The sequence below is a fragment of the Chryseobacterium sp. 22458 genome, assembly GCF_052044975.1.
GTDB lineage: Bacteria > Bacteroidota > Bacteroidia > Flavobacteriales > Weeksellaceae > Chryseobacterium.
Genome location: NZ_JBQEOA010000001.1, coordinates 442,006 through 456,073, shown reverse-complemented (window position 1 = coordinate 456,073; position 14,068 = coordinate 442,006). Strand labels below are relative to the sequence as shown.

At 34.4% G+C, this 14,068-nt stretch carries 15 protein-coding genes and 1 tRNA gene; 9 read left to right on the top strand and 7 right to left on the bottom strand.

Annotated features, from left to right (window positions below; all coding sequences use genetic code 11):
• Together ACTJJF_RS01920 and ACTJJF_RS01915 are read left to right on the top strand one after the other, a co-directional pair.
• Positions 1-294: a hypothetical protein gene (locus ACTJJF_RS01920; RefSeq protein WP_312301201.1), complete on the top strand. Its 294-nt coding sequence runs from the start codon at positions 1-3 to the stop codon at positions 292-294.
• A 107-nt stretch (positions 295-401) separates the two neighbouring features.
• Positions 402-566 carry a hypothetical protein gene (locus ACTJJF_RS01915; protein ID WP_165602208.1) on the top strand — a complete coding sequence of 55 codons (165 nt, stop codon included), beginning with the start codon at positions 402-404 and terminating at the stop codon, positions 564-566.
• A gap of 54 nt (positions 567-620) precedes the next feature.
• On the opposite strand, the gene ACTJJF_RS01910 is transcribed toward ACTJJF_RS01915, so the two are convergent.
• The 3 genes from ACTJJF_RS01910 to ACTJJF_RS01900 are packed head-to-tail and all read right to left on the bottom strand — an operon-like array spanning position 621 to position 4,399.
• Positions 621-2,651, bottom strand: coding sequence for a recombinase (locus ACTJJF_RS01910; RefSeq protein WP_312306534.1), 2,031 nt, complete (start codon positions 2,649-2,651; stop codon positions 621-623).
• 13 nt (positions 2,652-2,664) lie between these two features.
• Positions 2,665-3,309: a monofunctional biosynthetic peptidoglycan transglycosylase gene (gene mtgA, locus ACTJJF_RS01905; protein ID WP_312306536.1), complete on the bottom strand. Its 645-nt coding sequence runs from the start codon at positions 3,307-3,309 to the stop codon at positions 2,665-2,667.
• Positions 3,310-3,352: 43 nt separating this feature from the next.
• Entirely contained in the window at positions 3,353-4,399 is a 1,047-nt protein-coding gene (locus ACTJJF_RS01900; protein WP_440698492.1) for an ABC transporter substrate-binding protein, read from the bottom strand.
• A 59-nt stretch (positions 4,400-4,458) separates the two neighbouring features.
• On the opposite strand from ACTJJF_RS01900, the gene ACTJJF_RS01895 reads away from it, so the two are divergent.
• A tRNA-Arg gene (locus tag ACTJJF_RS01895) sits at positions 4,459-4,532 on the top strand.
• 242 nt (positions 4,533-4,774) lie between these two features.
• Here the strand turns inward: ACTJJF_RS01895 and ACTJJF_RS01890 are convergent.
• From ACTJJF_RS01890 to ACTJJF_RS01880, 3 genes are all read right to left on the bottom strand, one after another.
• Positions 4,775-5,269 carry a CinA family protein gene (locus tag ACTJJF_RS01890; protein WP_312296841.1) on the bottom strand — a complete coding sequence of 165 codons (495 nt, stop codon included), beginning with the start codon at positions 5,267-5,269 and terminating at the stop codon, positions 4,775-4,777.
• Between the two features lie 52 nt (positions 5,270-5,321).
• Positions 5,322-5,591: a hypothetical protein gene (locus ACTJJF_RS01885; protein WP_052187039.1), complete on the bottom strand. Its 270-nt coding sequence runs from the start codon at positions 5,589-5,591 to the stop codon at positions 5,322-5,324.
• 508 nt (positions 5,592-6,099) lie between these two features.
• Complete coding sequence (locus ACTJJF_RS01880; RefSeq protein ID WP_225718514.1) at positions 6,100-6,660, bottom strand: helix-turn-helix domain-containing protein; 561 nt, start codon at positions 6,658-6,660, stop codon at positions 6,100-6,102.
• Between the two features lie 166 nt (positions 6,661-6,826).
• Here ACTJJF_RS01880 and ACTJJF_RS01875 point away from each other — a divergent pair, with 166 nt between their 5' ends.
• From ACTJJF_RS01875 to ACTJJF_RS01865, 3 genes are read left to right on the top strand one after another with little or no spacing between them, the layout of a single operon-like run.
• Entirely contained in the window at positions 6,827-6,958 is a 132-nt protein-coding gene (locus ACTJJF_RS01875; protein ID WP_262484585.1) for a hypothetical protein, read from the top strand.
• Positions 6,959-7,987, top strand: a complete 1,029-nt coding sequence (locus ACTJJF_RS01870) for a pesticidal protein Cry7Aa (RefSeq protein WP_047430094.1) — start codon at positions 6,959-6,961, stop codon at positions 7,985-7,987. It abuts the gene before it with no gap.
• Between the two features lie 44 nt (positions 7,988-8,031).
• Positions 8,032-10,299: a glycosyltransferase gene (locus tag ACTJJF_RS01865; RefSeq protein ID WP_312296832.1), complete on the top strand. Its 2,268-nt coding sequence runs from the start codon at positions 8,032-8,034 to the stop codon at positions 10,297-10,299.
• A 1,283-nt stretch (positions 10,300-11,582) separates the two neighbouring features.
• Here the strand turns inward: ACTJJF_RS01865 and ACTJJF_RS01860 are convergent.
• Positions 11,583-12,680, bottom strand: coding sequence for a calcium:proton antiporter (locus tag ACTJJF_RS01860; protein ID WP_440698491.1), 1,098 nt, complete (start codon positions 12,678-12,680; stop codon positions 11,583-11,585).
• A 463-nt stretch (positions 12,681-13,143) separates the two neighbouring features.
• Here ACTJJF_RS01860 and ACTJJF_RS01855 point away from each other — a divergent pair, with 463 nt between their 5' ends.
• The 3 genes from ACTJJF_RS01855 to ACTJJF_RS01845 all read left to right on the top strand — a co-directional run bounded on the left by ACTJJF_RS01855 (position 13,144) and on the right by ACTJJF_RS01845 (position 14,064).
• Positions 13,144-13,362 (top strand): hypothetical protein, encoded by a 219-nt coding sequence (locus ACTJJF_RS01855; RefSeq protein ID WP_047430084.1) that lies wholly within the window; start codon positions 13,144-13,146, stop codon positions 13,360-13,362.
• A gap of 140 nt (positions 13,363-13,502) precedes the next feature.
• On the top strand, positions 13,503-13,841 hold the full coding sequence (locus ACTJJF_RS01850; protein WP_440698490.1) for a cupin domain-containing protein: 339 nt from the start codon (positions 13,503-13,505) through the stop codon (positions 13,839-13,841).
• On the top strand, positions 13,834-14,064 hold the full coding sequence (locus ACTJJF_RS01845; protein ID WP_229048612.1) for a hypothetical protein: 231 nt from the start codon (positions 13,834-13,836) through the stop codon (positions 14,062-14,064). The genes ACTJJF_RS01850 and ACTJJF_RS01845 overlap by 8 nt, the downstream gene beginning before the upstream one ends.
• The last annotated feature ends 4 nt before the right edge of the window (positions 14,065-14,068 follow it).

The window sequence follows — 14,068 nt, the reverse complement described above, 5'->3', positions numbered from 1 at the left end:
ATGAAGAAGAAAAAACGCGAATATCAATCGTCCGAACTGGTAAAGTCTTTTGCCAGAATTTATGGATTTGAAGGTAAACTTGTAGCATTTGAGATCAAAGATTTTCTTGAAGATTATCTTGATGAGAGCCTTTTTAAAGAGATCCGCAGTGTGAATCTTGAGAACGGATGTATCATCATTAAAATTGATTCTCCATTATTGAAGCATGATTTCAAAATGCGTAAAGGTTTCTATCTGAAGAAGTTTCAGGATAAATTTGGGACGGATCAGTTTCATGATCTTCAGATTTTGTAAAGTTCCCCCTATCCATCAGCATTACAGGAAATTTATTTTTAATAAAAACGATCTTATTTCGAAATAAAGTGATATATTTAAGGTACATAAATTAAATCATATTTACCATGAAAAAAGTACTTAAGTCGAAGAAATTATCAAGAGAATCATTAAAAAAAGTTAAAGGATCAGGACAGATGGTGTGTTGTGCAGTAAGCTGTATAGATATGACGGGATGTGGTTTTTGGGAGGAATTGCCAGCAGAATGTCCGGAACTTCCTTATTGTGTATAATCAATACTTATTTTATAGAAAAAAGCTACCGAAAATGGTAGCTTTCTTATTTTATTAATGCTCCTCTGATTTATTGGAAATTGTGCTGCTCATCAGGTCATCGGCTTTTTTATCCAGTCCTGATCGTAACGGAAAGAAAAATTTCAGCGGATGTTTCATAAAATACCTGAAGATTTCCTTATAGATCTCACTTACCTGTCCGAAGTTCATTTTTCTTGATCTGAATGCCAGGAACATAGACAAACTGAAACTTACCAGGAAGTTGAAGAACCCAATTAAGAAAACCGTTACAAAGGAAATCCAAAATGTATAGGAGTCTACAGAGAAATCCTTTCCATACAGCCCTAATGCAAAGTTTCCTGCGGCAAAGGTAATGTGTCTGATATCAAGGTCGAGTCCAAAAAATAGTCCCACAGGCGCAGTAGCACCAAGGAAAACCCCGAACCAGAAATTGGAAACGATTCCCGGCCAGTTTTTAGCATAATATTTTGAGAGGCCTTTGGCAAATTTCTTTCCGAAAAAGCTTCTGATTGAAAGATTTTTGGCAATCCTTTCTGGAATCTGATAAAATACGGAGTTATTTCCGATATTCCCTGAAATGATCCCTGAAATAAAGAGATAGAAACCGGCAATACAGGCATGCAGAATCGCCTTGGATTTAAAAGGATCAAGGTCTTTCAGTAATTTATCTGATCTGTCAACTGCCAGGTTTTGTGAGAAAAATACATCCAGCCCATAGATAATGGCCAATGCTACCGGAAATGCCAGCAGTACATTCCCTACAAAGGCAATAAACTGGCTTCGGAATAATTTTGATACAAGATGGGCAAATTCCGTATTGTTTCTCTGGACGTTTCCTTCTTCTGAAAGTACTTTGGTCATGGTAGCAGCAGTCATGGCCGGCTGTTTGGTAGCGAGAGTGAATCCCATCAGATAGATCATCACAAATCCCATCGCATAGTTCATTGAATACAAGAATGCATGGGAGAAATCACTTCCGGGAATATATCCGTACAGCATTTTCAGAACGCAGAGTGCTCCTACGATAATTCCCCCTCCGCTCGCTTTATAGAACATAGTCATATATTCTTTGCGGGTAGATGTGATATAATGGGCCCCTGCTTCTGCCGTATGATTGGTAATAAGGTGCGAGATGAGTCTTGTACTATCGTTGATCAGGTCTGCAATATTGTTTTTATGAGACTTGTAATTCAAGATATTAAAGATCAGCTGTTTTGATCTGATCAGTACATCTTCTTCGGAATCAATGATCAACAGCTGAACGATCTCATAGATTCTTTCCGTCTGCTGGCGGATCTTCAGCAATGATTGGTTGATCTTTCCTGAAATACCATATTTTGCCGAGTTCTTGAAAGCAATATTCACAAACTCAAGGCACTGCTCTGAATAGATTTTGATCTGCTTATAACGGCTGTCTTTAGAATGCAGCTGTAATCCCGGATCTTTAACAAGGTCATCTGCCAATGCTTCCAGTTCATTCTGAAGAGCAAGAAAGGGATTAGACAGGTTTCTGTATTGAGGTGCCATTCTCACTACTTCAACTTCCATTGCCATCCCCGTCACCCTCCATGACAAGATATTCATAGAGAAGATCAGCTCTTTTTTTACGTTAGGCTTAATAATGAAATCTGAAGCTCCCAGCAAGGTCAGGAATTCATCAACTTCATTTTCAGGAAGATTCTGTAAGTATTTCAAATCCGTTTTAGGTCTCAGACTGACGTTATCAATCATATACCACACGGTTTTTTCGTTCTCTACAGGAGGCAGCACCTTATTCAGGATTCTTTTTTTCAGTTCCGGAAAGAAGGCGTTTTCAGAGAGAATATTGGCTTCAGTAAGGGAGAGGTTGAAAGGTCTTCCCTTGAAAATATTGTGAATATAATGCTTAAAATTTTCAGCAAAAGCGGGATTGCTTCTGAGAAAATTGAGCACATCTGTGAAGTCCGCCCTTTTTACACTCTCCAAAAACTCGGCAAACGGTTCTAAAGAAAGGGTTTCGTTCTTAAAAGAAAAATACTTTTTAAGAACTGACTCAAAATTTGTGCTTGAATTAAAGAATTTCATTAGTACAAAGATACTATTTCAAACTTACATTCCTCATCTGTCTCATAATCCAATTATGTTTCTTTCTCAGATAGGGAGAAGGATTTTTCGGATCATACTTCTTCGGATTCGGCAGTACGGCTGCAATCCAGGCTGCATCTGAAGCACTTAGGTCTTTAGATGATTTCCCGAAATAATATTGTGCTGCGGCCTCTACTCCAAATACTCCCTGCCCCATTTCAATGGAATTCAGGTATCTTTCAAGGATAATATCCTTACTCCATACTTTTTCAATAATAAAAGTGTAGACTGCTTCCAGCCCTTTTCTCACCCAGCTTCTTCCCTGCCAGAGAAAGACATTTTTGGCAGTCTGCTGAGAGATGGTGCTTCCGCCTCTTATTTTCTTTCCTTTTTCGTTGTACTTCATCGCTTTTTCAATCGCTGTATAATCGAAACCATTGTGATCAAAGAATTTCTGATCTTCGGATGCTATTACTGCCTTTTTCACATTATTTCCCATTTCATCATAAGAAATATAGTCTCTATGCAGTTTTCCGTATTCAAAAAGACCTCCTATCTGGGTAATGGTGATCGGCGGATTAAAGAATCTGCCCCAGATAATAAAAACTACATTCAGCACAAGAACGATAAAGATAAACTGTTTAATTTTTTTCCACATAACGTTATTAAAAGGAAAGGCAAAAATAAACAAATAGTCCGATTTACTGCAATTCTTTCATGTAGGTAAGCTGATAATCCGGTAAAAGTTCAGGATGGAAGATTTTAATATAGTCTTTAAGGATAAGATCGGCTCTCACTACTCCACTTTCAAAGAAATCATTGGCTTTCATTTTCTCTTTTCCTGCAATGGTATAGATTTTTCCTTTATTGAATACGTCAAGTTTTCCGTAAAAAGGATTCATGCCCAGCATTTCTTTTTTAGAGGTATGGCTTCCTGCGTTTACCCAGTACTGAACGCCGCCGGCTTTTGCATATACTTCCTCAAAGCTCATCGTCATTGCTTTTTCTTCTCTGTTGTCCTTCATGATATAATGGGCATTGGCATCCGCTATATAATGTGCCACGGAAGTATTTCCTCCCGGCAGATACCATACATCTCCATACATTTCATTGGCCAGCACAACGGGACTTTCTTTTGCTTTTAAGGCAAGCTGCTTCAGCTCATTGTAGTTTTTCTCTACTTCCAGGTATTTGGCTTCCGCTTCTTTTTCTTTTCCGAAAAATTCTCCAAAAAGCTTGATATACGCTGTTTTCTGTAATGGCTGCTGTTCCATATATTCATCCAGAAACACCACCTGAATTCCATTGTTTTTCAATAGCTGATAGGCATTGTCGAAACTTGCAATATAATTGGTAAAAACAGCATCCGGCTTCATGGAAATAATTTTCTCCACATCATATTTCTGCTCGCTTCCTACATTTTGAATTTTCCCTTCCTTCAAAAGATTTTGAATCTTTTCTGAATAAATATACTCAGGACTTGACACTCCAATGATTAAATTTTCTGCTCCAAGCTCTGAAATATAACCGGCCATACTGGCATTAAGAAGGATAATTTTTTTGAAAGGAGTCTGATTTTTTTTGAAATTATAGGTGAAATTTCCCGATTTCAGCTCCAGATTTCCATCCTGTTCCTTGTATTGGGTGCGATTTGAGATATTTGTCCAATCTGAGGACGAAATTTTTTGTTCTCTTTTACAAGCAATTAGCGAAAATACCGTGAATAAAAGTAAAATTTTCTGTTTCATGTTTCAAAGAACGGAAAAAAGTGGTATATTTGCAACCGTTAAACAACAAGATAACAAACGGCCTCGTGGCGCAACTGAATAGCGCATCTGATTACGGCTCAGAAGGTTACAGGTTTGAATCCTGTCGAGGTCACAAACAGCTAAATGGCGCCAACTAAAGACAGTTAGCGCCATTTTTATTTTGCATAAGAATGAATAAATTTGTAAATGTTGGATATAAATTATTCAAAAAATTTAGAATCTAATAATTTTTAAGCATAAAATCAAATAAAGGGTTGACAAAGAATTTTACAGAGTTGGAAACTCGTAGAGATTTACATAAATAAAAGCGAAAAATTAAAAATCTATACTTTTAAACTGATGATAAATGGTAAGTTAAATTAATATTTGATTCAATGCACTTTTATAACACCCTAAAATAAATTCGGTATAATACAACTGTGCATCCAGTGCCTGGGTCTTATCATGAAGCTCTATGCGTTTTGAAAGTACAATCTCTCCTTTGTAACTGAATGAACAGAATGAATACACTTTAAATCCCGAATTTCTTACAGATGCAGCATATCCAGTAGAAGCAATTCCCCAATCTGTTCCAAATGATTCAGCGACCTTTACAGCCATTGTATCAGCCATTTTTTGGGTTTCAAAACTATTTTCCTTAACTTCGATTTGATTTATATCTAAAAATTGAACTTTTTCAGGTAATGTAAAAGTCGTTATTCCTCCTTTGTAAAACAGTTTTGCATTAGCCATTTGGGAAAAAGCCAGCTGTATTAATCCCGAGGTTACGCTTTCTGCTATAGAAACCGTTTCATTCATTGTAATGAGTGAAGTACTGATATAATCAAGTAAACTTTGCTGAAATTTCATGGGCTATTATTTATGTTGATCAAAAAAACTTTTATGCTGCTGAAATCGATATTCAGATAACGTCATAATCATTCATGGTTGTAACAAAATAATGCTCAATCATTTCTCTGGCATTTCTACACATTGACAAAAGATCTTCTCTGGTCATATCTTCAAAAATAAAATCATCATGAACTTCAATAATGAACTCAGTCACTTTTTCGGTGTTCATCAGATCATAGGCCATTAAATCATTTAAATTATCTAATCTACATTCTTCCTTAAAAAAAGGAAGTTTCCGGGTAATGGAATTCTTAAACTGAAAAAGGTGTATTGTTTTCATGACTTCTGATGTTAAAGTGATAATAAGAAAGTCTGTTTTGTATTTAAACATGTTGTTTACTCATAAATGTTCAAACAGTTTTATGGACTCAGTTGATGAAAATTTTTATATATCTATCAATTCCTATAATATGGACGAAAACGACAGAAACCATGGGTCTCCGTCCTTGATTAATTAAACCCTTTCGAAAACATATCTACTATTTTATCGGGATTTAATATGCTCATTGTCAAAATTGAGAATCCTTAAGCCTACTAATTTTATATGTCGTATATTCGCTTTTTCACATCTTTCTTGACTACTACAATGGTTTCAAATACGGGAGAACAGCCTGTTGTTTGATAAATATTTTCAACTGTTCACTCTATTTCCTATCTAAAATTGCACTATTTATAGTGATATAAGCTTTATGGATTTTGTGAATTTCTGATTATTATACTACAAAGATGGCCGTTTAAGTGTTATACTAAGCTATATATATCCGGTATAATTTTACATATATCACACATTATAAGTCTTCCAGATTTCCAAGACGTCTTTGTTTCAGCTGTTTATAAAATGAAGGGGAAAGTCCTGTGATTTTTTTAAACTGATTGGAGAGGTGGGCTACGCTGCTGTAATTGAGTTTATAAGAGATTTCTGTAAGATTAAGTTCATCATATAACAGTAGTTCTTTTACCTTTTCTACTTTATTAATAATGATAAAATGTTGAAGTGTCATTCCTTTTACCTCAGAAAAGGTATTGGCAAGATAAGTATAATCATATCCTAATTTTTCACTTACATAGTCTGAGAAATTTTCTTTTGGGAATTCATCTGAATAATGAATCATTTCTATCACTACATTCTTTATTTTCTCTATCAGGATACTTTTTTTATCATCTAATACTTCAAGTCCTGTTTTAAGCAAATTTTCTTTAAGTATCTGTCTTTGTTCTGAGCTAATATCATCCAATAATTCTACTGTCCCTAAATCAACGACAGCATTTTTAATGCCCAATCTTTCCAGTTCCTGATGGACAACCATTTTGCAGCGCAAACTTACCATATATTTTACATACAACTTCATCTCCCTTACTGTTTACATCCGTCAATTATTTCATTAACAGTCATTTATCCAAAGTTAGTCTATTAAATCGGAAATATCTATGATTTATACAACAAATTAAAAGACAATTGCAAAGCTTTCCTTTTTTAATGATTGAAATTTACAGGTAACAAAAAAATATTTTACAATGTCAAAAGAAAAAGACGGAAAAAAGAAATCAGATAAAACTCCACCCGCAAAATCTGCAAAAGAGAAACGGGAGGATAAAATGAGTAAACGAAGAGAAAGGGAACAAGAAGCCCGAAATACCGGCAACTAAATGGTATCCTTGAAAAAAGATGGAATTATACTCAGAAAAACAACATTAGACTTTGAGAGTGAAGGAGTTCTAAATCCTGCAGTCATTCAGGATAACGGAAAAATACATTTATTATACAGGGCTCTTGCCAGGAATAACTTCTCAAGTATCGGATACTGTATATTATCGGATTATAAGACTCCTGAAATACGGCTCAGCAATCCGGTTATTATCCCTGAATTTGAATACGAAAAACATGGTGTTGAAGATCCAAGAATTGTCAAAATCGATCACTTATTTTACCTTACTTATACCAGTTATGACGGGGTTAATGCATTGGGTGCACTTGCCGTATCTAAGGATCTAATATCATGGCAAAAGCTAGGAATCATTGTGCCAAAAATTCCATACAAAAAGTTTAAGCTTTTAGCAGAATCTCAAGGTGAAATAGGAGAAAAGTACAGACGTTTCAACAAACTCCCGCATACTCATATAAAGGATAAAGAGGTCTTCCTTTGGGATAAAAATGTGATATTTTTTCCAAGAAGAATTAATGGTAAGCTTTATTTTCTACATCGCATAAGGCCTGATATCCAAATTGTAAGGATAGAAAAGATTGAAGATCTGAATCCTGATTTCTGGAAAGACTACTTCCTTCATTTTAAAGAACATATTGTATTATCTCCCAAATATGAGCATGAAGTAAGCTATATTGGCGGTGGATGCCCCCCTATAGAAACTGAACATGGATGGCTTTTAATCTACCATGGTGTACATGATACCATTGAAGGATATGTTTACAGCGCATGTGCTGCTTTACTAGACCTTGATACTCCTGAAAAAGAAATTTCAAGACTTCCTTATCCTCTTTTCAAGCCCGATGAAGAATGGGAACAGAAGGGAGAAGTGAACAATGTCTGCTTCCCTACCGGAGCCATCGTAGAAGGACATACACTCCATATTTACTATGGCGCTGCAGACAAAAGAATAGCTATTGCTTCTTTAAGCATCCCTGAATTACTGAAGGAATTACTACAGTACACATCATAATTGACTATTCTATACAGAATGTCAGATTTAAAATAAATATCAATATGAATAAAAATATAAAATCAGAAGTGGAGGAAAAGACAAAAAGACAATCTTTACAAAGTAATAAAAACACAATTTATCATATACCTGAAATTATCTTTATAAGCACTTTTCCTCCCAAGGTATGCGGTATTGCAACATACTGTCAGGACTTGGTACAATCCCTTAAATTAAAATTCAGAGACTCATTTAGCATCAGCATCTGCCCAATGGAAACTGAGGATGAGCATTATCAATATGAAGATGATCCAGAATATCGCTTAAATACATCCGATGCCGTATCTTATCTGGAGCTGGCTGTTAAAATCAATAAGAATAACAATATTCAACTGGTTATGCTTCAGCATGAATTTGGATTTTTCAACGAAACCCCCAACGGATTACTGCTTTTTCTTCAAAATACAGAAAAAGATATCATCATTACTTTTCACACCGTTCTACCAAAACCGGATCGGGAATTAAAAGAAAAGGTAAAAGAAATCAGCAGTTTTGTAAAATCTATTATTGTAATGACCAGTATTTCTGCGGATATACTGAACAATGATTATGATATACCACCTGATAAAATTAAAATGATACCCCACGGCACCCATTTACTGCCATTTATCGATAAAATTTCACTGAAAGCGAAATACGGATTTAATGATAAAAAAATTCTTTCAACATTTGGTTTATTGGGTTCTGGGAAAAATATTGAAACCACTTTAGAAGCTTTGCCTGAAATTATTACAAAAAACCCCGATGTAATGTTTCTGATTATTGGAAAAACGCATCCCGGCATCATTAAGTACGAAGGTGAAAAATATCGTGATTTTTTGCAGCATACGATTAAGAGGCTCCATCTCGAAAAACATACTTACTTTATCAACCAGTACCTGCCTTTAGATGAGTTGTTGGATTATCTTCAGCTTACAAATATCTATCTTTTCACTTCAAAAGACAGAAATCAGGCAGTAAGTGGTACCTTTTCCTATGCCATCAGTTGTGGCTGCCCTGTGGTTTCCACTCCTATTCCCCATGCTTTGGAAGTACTGAATGAAGACCTTGGAATCATTATTGATTTCGAAGATCCGAAACAGCTTGCTGTTGCCGTGAATACATTACTAAAAAATGAAACTGCACAGGAAAAATTACGGTCAAATAGTTTGGAAAAAATGGCTCCCACAGCCTGGGAAAATTCTTCTATTTCGCACGCCCTATTATTTCAACAATACATCAAAAATAAAATGACATTACATTATACATTCCCCAACATTAATCTAAGCCATGTCAAAAATATGACAACGGATTTTGGGATGATCCAGTTTTCTAAAATCAACAAACCTGATATCAATTCCGGGTATACTTTGGACGATAATGCCCGGGCTATGATTGTAGCCTGCAGACATTATGAGCTGAGCAGAGATGAATCTGATCTTGATTTAATCTCAACTTATCTGAAACTTATTAAGTTTTGTCAACAACCGGATGGAAGTTTTCTCAATTATATAAATCAGAACAAGGAATTTGTGCAACAGAATTATGAAACCAATCTTGAAGATTCCAATGGAAGAGCTATCTGGGCACTGGGATATCTTCTTTCAATAAAAGCAATCTTACCGCAGCAGTTTTCTGATGAAGCAGAATCAGTAATTGAAAAAAGCCTTCCATTGATTGAGAATATCCATTCTACCCGGGCAATGGGCTTTATCATCAAAGGACTGCATTATCAAAATTCAGAAATCAATATTCCATTATTGAAAAAGCTGGCCAATCGTCTGGTGAAAATGTACCAGCACGAAAAACACAAAGACTGGCATTGGTTTGAAAGCTATCTCACTTACGGAAACGGTGTACTTCCTGAAGCTTTATTGTGTGCGTGGATTACCACCAAGGATGAAATGTATAAACAGGTTGCCGATGAATCATTCAAGTTTTTGCTTTCTAAAATATTTAGTAAGGGCAGCATCAAAGTAATCTCCAATAAAGGATGGCTACAGAAAGAAACGTTTAAAAGTCCTGAATCAATTGGCGGGGAACAGCCCATAGATGTTGCTTACACCATACTGACATTATCTACATTCTATCAAGTTTTTAAGGATGAAAAATACTTGCAGATGATGAGGAGTGCTTTTAATTGGTTTTTAGGAAAAAATCATTTGCATCAGATTATTTATAACCCTGCAACAGGAGGGTGTTATGATGGTCTTGAAGAGAAAAATGTGAATCTCAATCAGGGAGCGGAATCCACAGTAAGTTACCTCATGGCAAGGCTCTGTTTTACTAAATAATTAGTTTACTTGTTTTTCAACCAGCAGCCAACCCTATGATAAAAACGCTGATATCAGTCATTTATCTGCAACTCTGTAATAAGACCTTAGGTTTATGATCTTTAAGATTTCTTCTTTTTCCAGCTCCAAATTTATACAATTATGGGCATAATCACAGATTTTTCCCTTTTATAAAACATCACTCTCTCAGTAAGAAAAAGACTCCGGATACGAACAATGTGTGATAACTGCAATATAAAAAACAAGCTGTAATACATAGGTTCCTGAAAACTGGAATTTACAGTCAAAATAAATTTATAACTTTCTTGCAAAGAAAATTAAATATTACCACAGAATTGACGCATTAAAAAGTTATGCATAAAAAATACCCTAAGAGCGTTAAAAATAAATGTATTATTTCTACTCCATATACGACAATAATAAATAGAATCACATGACTTGTAGCATATTAATGTAATTTATTTAGATATACATTTACTGCTCATAATAGTTGTACATTCTCATTAGTACAATTGACTCTCCCCTAAAAAGGAGGGTTTTGTTATATAATGCATTAGAAAGGTTAAAGTGAAAATTCTAATTTTCATCATCATGCTACCGTTGACCACTCCTTTAAAGATGTTATCGTTTTAGTAAGAGTAACAAATACTATAGCTTTCAGAAACCATCAAAACGAAATAAGACAAAGCAGCGATATTCCAAACAAATTTGAATTCTAACATTATGCTATGATCGGAGGAATAAAGTATAGTAATGTTATGTTTTCTGAATAGCGTAATTATATATTGTATCTTCACTAAGATATAAATACAATCTTGTCTTAAAAATTCCTAAAAATGTTTTTTTCAAGATATAGACACGCTCTATTGTATGTAGCTTTTGTAACTGATAATCAGTCAGAAAACATTCTATATCAACTATATTTTCTCCAATTAATTGATCTTCTGATATAATATTCTGACTTTTATCGTGGAAGTAATATTTTTTACTAGTCATATCGATAAATAATTTTTATTTGCAAAATCTTTTTTCTGTTCAGAGTACTTCTTCAAACTTTTAAAGTATTGGCTTAACCCCCAAGTTGTGAACCAGTTTCTATGTTATCTAATTAGTTTTTATTTGATATTTCAATATTTGGGCAATACCTTTATAATCATGAGCCTTCAAACGTTTTTTGTGGCTTCATTTGATGAAATATATTCTATATCAACCATCATATCATATAAACTAAAGATGGCCGTTTCACTATATATCAAGCTATATAATGCATAACTTAAATAGGTTTATGGTACAATTGTAATAAAAAGATAAATTAAAAAAATAGCGATCAATACAATTCCCTGCATGATATTAGTTCTGCCTGTTGCCAGTGAAACAGTAATAATAAAAAGAGACAGCCCTAAAAGTATTGTTGATTTGATATCTATCCCCAATGTCATTCTTATACCAGTCATTACAGATATAATGGCGATCGCAGGAATACTTAGTCCGATACTCGCTAAAGCTGAACCAAAAGCCAGATTTAATGAAGTTTGAATCTGATCACTTTTTGCAGCTCTGAATGCAGCCAGACCTTCCGGAAGCAGAACAATACCAGCAATAATGATACCTACAAGAGATTTGGGGGCACCCACAGAAACAACTATATGTTCAACATCCTTTGAAAGAAGTTTTGCCAGCAAAACGACTATTCCCAGGGATAAAATTAACAATATACAATTGATATACAATTGTTTTGTGGAAATTATTTTATTATTGCTTTCTACAGGCAGATTCTCGGATAATTTGTTTTGTGGAGAAATGAAAAAGCTTCGATGTCTAAAAGTTTGGATCATGGTAAATCCAAGATAAAGCCCTAAAGAAATCAAGGCGATAAAAAGCAGTTGGAGGGATGTGTATTCGCCTCCGAGGTGACTTACCGTATAATTGGGCAGAATAAGCACAAAAATAATAACAGAGGTCAGTGTAATCAGTGCCGTACTTACTCCCTGTAAGGTAAAGCTCTGTTCTCTATATCGCAAGGATCCTATCACAATACAGCTTCCAATGATTCCCGTAAGGATTATCATCACTGCAGCAAAAACCGTATCTCTGGCAAGAGTAATGGTTTCCAACCCTTTTGCTCCCATCATAATGGAAATAATAAGCCCTACTTCTATGATCGTAATGGCAAATGCCAAAAGCAAAGTTCCAAATGGTTCCCCCAAACGATGCGCAATAACTTCGGAATGGTACACCGCAGCTAAAACACTTCCTATTAAAAATAAAGTAAGAATCACAGAGTAATACCCTGAAGAAAAAACAGAATTTCCAACATAAGAGAACCATGCCAGGATAGGAATCAAAAATGTCCACATCCTTAAATATTTTTTTATATACATAAAAACATTAATAATTTTTTACCATTGAATTCTCTTTTGGAAAGAATCAGCAGATTTATACTCTCCTTTTCAAAAACAGTTTTATAAATGATTTGAAGCGGAACAGGGAGGTATGCCGGAAGTATTATAATGAAAGAAAAGAAGTGAATACGCTGGTTCTTTAGAATCCAGATTTTCAGCTCAATGCAATTATTCAGCAAGATACAAATAATCAATCACTTATTAGGAATTATTGAGCAGTATTTTAAGTTTATAATCATTTCCTAGACTTAACCACCTCCTTTACTTTATAAGGAGCATCAAACACTGCTTTTATGATCAACCACATTTCAGATGTTCAAAATAAGCTGGAATTTTGTAAAAGTGTGATATGTGCAACATAAAAGAAACAATCTGTAATACAATAGATTAATAAACACCCAACTTTGTATTGTAGCAATGAAGTTACACTAAAACCTACTTTATGGACACAAACCACAACAAAGGCAACCAATCTTTCAAAATTCCAGGAGACTGGGATGTGCAATCAAAACAACTGAAAGAAAAATTTTCAACATTAACGGACCACGACCTGAAGCTTGAAGAAGGTAAAGAAAAGGAAATGCTGGAAAGAATCGGAAACAGATTAAGAAAAAACCGTGAAGAAGTTCTCAATATTATCAAAGAAATCAATCTTTCATAAATTGTTTTCAAGAACAGTTAAAGCCAATGAAAAGATATATTTATCAAACGCTTTCACTGGAAAAAGGGATAGAATATTAGACAGTTCTGTCCCTTTTATTTACAATACCATCTGCTATTTTTATGTTTAAACCCACAGTGATGAATCATAGAGAACTTGAAAAATCGAAAGTATATATTACAACCCAGATTGTAGATTACATTCCAAATTCTGTAGTCAGTAAAAATATACTTGAAAAACTGACCGGCAATATCAGTGTTTTATCTTTTGATGACAAAGAAGGATTATCTGAAAAGATATCTCCTTTCGATACTGTTGCACAGATCATTGAAGGTAAAGCTGAAATCATTATAGACGGAGCTTCTTACTTTATGGAAGAAGGTGAATGCATTATCATTCCTGCCCATAAATCTCATTCAATAAAAGGGAATAAGCGCTTTAAGATGATAGTAACAATAATAAAAAGCGGCTATGAATAATCTAAACACTATATCTATTTTAACGAAAAAGATATTAAAAAAAACAGTTGAAATCCAAAAAGAATTTCCTGAACTGTATGAACTTCTAGATGAAACTCCATTATTTTTTTCTGAGAAAGAAAAAAATATTACGATAAAAGATTTAAGACAATATCTTGTTTCCCTTATCATACAACAAAAATCCTTTGAAAAAGGAACTATGAAGAAAAATGATCTACAATAAAATT

What these genes read in the sequence shown, in the direction of transcription:
- ACTJJF_RS01875 (WP_262484585.1), top strand. Translation starts at nt 6,827, where the DNA reads ATGTCAAAAGAAAAAGACGGAAAAAAGAAATCAGATAAAACTCCACCC.
- ACTJJF_RS01890 (WP_312296841.1), bottom strand. Translation starts at nt 5,269, where the DNA reads ATGAAATTTCAGCAAAGTTTACTTGATTATATCAGTACTTCACTCATT.
- ACTJJF_RS01865 (WP_312296832.1), top strand. Translation starts at nt 8,032, where the DNA reads ATGAATAAAAATATAAAATCAGAAGTGGAGGAAAAGACAAAAAGACAA.
- ACTJJF_RS01860 (WP_440698491.1), bottom strand. Translation starts at nt 12,680, where the DNA reads ATGTATATAAAAAAATATTTAAGGATGTGGACATTTTTGATTCCTATC.
- ACTJJF_RS01850 (WP_440698490.1), top strand. Translation starts at nt 13,503, where the DNA reads ATGAATCATAGAGAACTTGAAAAATCGAAAGTATATATTACAACCCAG.
- ACTJJF_RS01855 (WP_047430084.1), top strand. Translation starts at nt 13,144, where the DNA reads ATGGACACAAACCACAACAAAGGCAACCAATCTTTCAAAATTCCAGGA.
- ACTJJF_RS01845 (WP_229048612.1), top strand. Translation starts at nt 13,834, where the DNA reads ATGAATAATCTAAACACTATATCTATTTTAACGAAAAAGATATTAAAA.
- ACTJJF_RS01910 (WP_312306534.1), bottom strand. Translation starts at nt 2,651, where the DNA reads ATGAAATTCTTTAATTCAAGCACAAATTTTGAGTCAGTTCTTAAAAAG.
- mtgA (WP_312306536.1), bottom strand. Translation starts at nt 3,309, where the DNA reads ATGTGGAAAAAAATTAAACAGTTTATCTTTATCGTTCTTGTGCTGAAT.
- ACTJJF_RS01920 (WP_312301201.1), top strand. Translation starts at nt 1, where the DNA reads ATGAAGAAGAAAAAACGCGAATATCAATCGTCCGAACTGGTAAAGTCT.
- ACTJJF_RS01870 (WP_047430094.1), top strand. Translation starts at nt 6,959, where the DNA reads ATGGTATCCTTGAAAAAAGATGGAATTATACTCAGAAAAACAACATTA.
- ACTJJF_RS01885 (WP_052187039.1), bottom strand. Translation starts at nt 5,591, where the DNA reads ATGAAAACAATACACCTTTTTCAGTTTAAGAATTCCATTACCCGGAAA.
- ACTJJF_RS01915 (WP_165602208.1), top strand. Translation starts at nt 402, where the DNA reads ATGAAAAAAGTACTTAAGTCGAAGAAATTATCAAGAGAATCATTAAAA.
- ACTJJF_RS01880 (WP_225718514.1), bottom strand. Translation starts at nt 6,660, where the DNA reads ATGAAGTTGTATGTAAAATATATGGTAAGTTTGCGCTGCAAAATGGTT.
- ACTJJF_RS01900 (WP_440698492.1), bottom strand. Translation starts at nt 4,399, where the DNA reads ATGAAACAGAAAATTTTACTTTTATTCACGGTATTTTCGCTAATTGCT.